2 protein-coding genes and 2 pseudogenes are annotated in these 3026 nt (G+C 59.9%); 2 read left to right on the top strand and 2 right to left on the bottom strand.

Going from position 1 to position 3026, the window contains the following annotated elements; translation table 11 throughout:
- Positions 1 to 124 precede the first annotated feature (124 nt).
- Together BKY27_RS20305 and BKY27_RS20690 are read right to left on the bottom strand one after the other, a co-directional pair.
- Positions 125 to 379: a hypothetical protein gene (locus tag BKY27_RS20305; protein ID WP_199559141.1), complete on the bottom strand. Its 255-nt coding sequence runs from the start codon at positions 377 to 379 to the stop codon at positions 125 to 127.
- A 23-nt stretch (positions 380 to 402) separates the two neighbouring features.
- Positions 403 to 529: pseudogene (locus BKY27_RS20690) on the bottom strand (IS3 family transposase); the annotation flags it as partial.
- On the opposite strand from BKY27_RS20690, the pseudogene BKY27_RS19810 reads away from it, so the two are divergent.
- Both BKY27_RS19810 and BKY27_RS19435 read left to right on the top strand, forming a co-directional pair.
- A pseudogene (locus BKY27_RS19810) lies at positions 480 to 824 on the top strand (DDE-type integrase/transposase/recombinase); the annotation flags it as partial. The pseudogenes BKY27_RS20690 and BKY27_RS19810 overlap by 50 nt on opposite strands.
- A gap of 154 nt (positions 825 to 978) precedes the next feature.
- The coding region (locus tag BKY27_RS19435; RefSeq protein ID WP_146636321.1) for a calcium-binding protein at positions 979 to 3026 on the top strand (2048 nt) is incomplete at its 3' end.

The raw sequence follows: 3026 nt of genomic DNA, 5'->3' as shown, positions 1-3026 counted from the left end.
CTCCCCACAAACCAAAGAAGCCTCTGAATCGCAGATCACACGTCAGCTCGAAAGTGTGGGGGCGGCGAACCGCTTACATAGTAGGCATGGCACGGGCCATTTCGGGTCGAATCTGACTCCTTGGCTACAGGCTCAGCAGCTTGGGCATGATCGCAGTCGTGGCTGCACAGAAATCGGCCTGTCGTCCATTGCCCAGAAACGACACCACCTCAAACTGGCACGTTGTTCCAGACGCCGCAATCGCTGCTTTGGCAGGTGCCGCGATACCTTTCATGAAGGCCACGATAAGCGGCGCCTCGTCGTCCCTTGATCGCTTTGCCAGTGAGGCGATGCTGGCGGCATGGATCGCCTGCCGCGCTGGCCGAGACAGCCAGTTCACCTGATCTGCCACTGATTTTTTCAAGATATAGCTGATGTCACCGGCCCCTTTCTGGTTGGGCCGGTCAGCGGCGAGGTTTCGGTTCAAAAGGTTCTGCGCGATGTTGAAGCTCTGGTTGCTGTCGGTCGTCGTCTTGAACGTCCTGTTTCGCTTTCCCCGTGAAATCATCGCTTGCGCGGCTTGGGCTTGCCACCGTTTCGCCCTGCGCACAGCGGAGGTCGAAGATCGGCTTGCTGCGCGTGGCGTGATCACAGACAAGCTGCGCAGTTATTTCAAGTCGATCCGGGACTTGGCGACGGAGGCCGATCATCGCGCTCACAAAGGCCAGAACAACCGGATCGAAGGGTCGCACAGTTTAACCCGGAACCACGAGAATATCATGGGGCACTTCAAATCGCCACGACAGGCCCAGCGGTTCCTGTCGGCCCACGATCTGATCAATACGCCCCCCGCCGATCCGACATGTGTGTCAATTCCAGAAAACCTGACTACCCCTCGGCGACAACCCGCTGATACATTCGACGAAATTTTGTCAAAAGTTCATCGGCGACGTTCTGAAGGGCCGGCCGGTGAGCGGGTATTTTCAGGGGGATGTCGCCATGACCACCATTTCTGTCCAAGGGTTCCAGACAACGGGTGACGCCAGTCCGACTTATGTCGGTCCGCATACCTTGGTAATGACGATTTCAGAGGGAGAGACGCTCACCTATTCTGTCATTTCCGGGGGAGCCACCAACGCATTTGGTGTTCCGGAGGTGGACATCGTCACCACGAATGGTGGCGGCGGCGTCGTCAACATTCCGGAATCCGTGTCGAACGAATCCTTTATCAGCCAGTTCAATTTTTCCGGGGGAGGGCACCTCATCCTCCTGTCGATCTATGAAGGTTCGACTGGCATTGATCATAACTACATTCTGGAATCCACCGTTCCGCTGCCCACCAGCCAGGCTGAACTGGACGCCTTGGTTGCCAGCGTTTCGTCGGTGGCCCTTCCGACAGGCGCCTACGGGCCGGGTGCGCCGATTGATCCGACGACAGCGATTCTGAACGCGGTCGTCTCTGTGGATGATACGTTCAACGGGTCGGGTACCGGCGAGTTTTTCGACGGCAGTGCTGGGGTTGATGAGCTCCGCGGCAATGGCGGGAACGACACGTTGCTGGGCGGTGCCGGCGATGACTACATCGTCGGCGGCCTTGGGAATGACTCGCTCGATGGTGGGGCCGACTATGACCAGGTTGCCTATACGGATGCTATCGCGGGCGTGAACGTCAACCTGGCGACGGGCATCGCGACAGGCGGCGCCGGAACGGACACGATCTCGAACTTCCAGATGATCCGTGGCTCGATGTTCAACGACACGCTCACCGGCGACGATGGCGACAACCATATCCGCGGCCTTCAAGGCAATGATATACTTGACGGCGGTATTGGTATCGACCGCGTGCGCTATGACCGTGACGCCAGCTACGGCGGGGCGTCCGGCGTGAACGTCAACCTGACAACCGGCGTTGCAATCGACGGGTTCGGAGACACGGATTCCCTGTCCGGGTTCGAGCGTGTCACGGGCACGAATGTTGCCGACACCATCATCGGGGATGGAGAAGACAACGATCTGGAAGGTCGTGATGGCAATGACAGCCTGAGCGGTGGTGGCGGACGCGATAACCTCCGGGGGGGGGACGGCGACGATACCCTTGACGCGTCTGGCGGCGATTCTGCATCGCAGGGCTATGGCGACATCATTCAAGGCGGCGCCGGCAGCAACACGATCATCGGCCACGCCCAGGCCTTCGCCGACCGCGGTGGCGGCGGCATCGACGTCATCTATGAAAACGTCGCGGGCACGGGCGGGGTCGTCATCACGGTTGGCGCGAACGGCACCGGGACGACCACCAGCAACAACGCCGGTGTGGTGAACGACACCTTCACCTATGCCGACAACTTCAATGGCACGCAGGACGCGGACGTCTTCAACGGATCGAACGGCGGTTCCGGCACCGGGCAGGGCGACGAGTCCTGGGTCGGCGAAGCGGGCAATGACACGATCAACGGCAATGGCGGTTGGGACACGGTCCAGTACTGGCTGGAGCAGGGCGGGACCAACGGGGTTAACGTGAACCTCGCGACCGGTGTCGCAACGGATAGCTACGGCGACACCGACAGCCTCAGCGGGATCGAGGCTGTCGAGGGCACCGACCGGAATGACACCCTGATCGGGGATGATAACGAAAACTATTTCGCGGACCGCGATGGCGATGACAGCATTAACGCCGCCGGTGGCAACGACTGGATCCGTCTCTACGGTGGCAGCGACACGGTCGATGGCGGTGACGGGGTCGACACGCTTGAAATAGACCTGAGAGATTTCACCCTGCCCGCAGGCTTCGTCTATCAGCTCGACCTGACCACTGGCTATTCAGGGCAATTGGGCGACCCGACCCAGTCGGACTCCATTTCCAACATCGAATCTTTGATGCTGCGCGGGACCTATGACGCTCAGGTCACTGGGGATGCCGAGGACAACCGGTTCGAGACCGGGACAGGCAATGACACCCTTACTGGTGGCGCGGGCGTCGACACGTTCATCTACAATGGCGGCGCGGATGTGATCACCGATTTCAGCGGTGACCTCATCGGGATTGACGC

It is taken from the genome of Nioella nitratireducens (assembly GCF_001879715.1).
GTDB classification, from domain to species: Bacteria; Pseudomonadota; Alphaproteobacteria; order Rhodobacterales; family Rhodobacteraceae; genus Nioella; species Nioella nitratireducens.
Note: the sequence above shows the minus strand (reverse complement) of the source record. Positions and strands in the feature narration are given on the sequence as shown.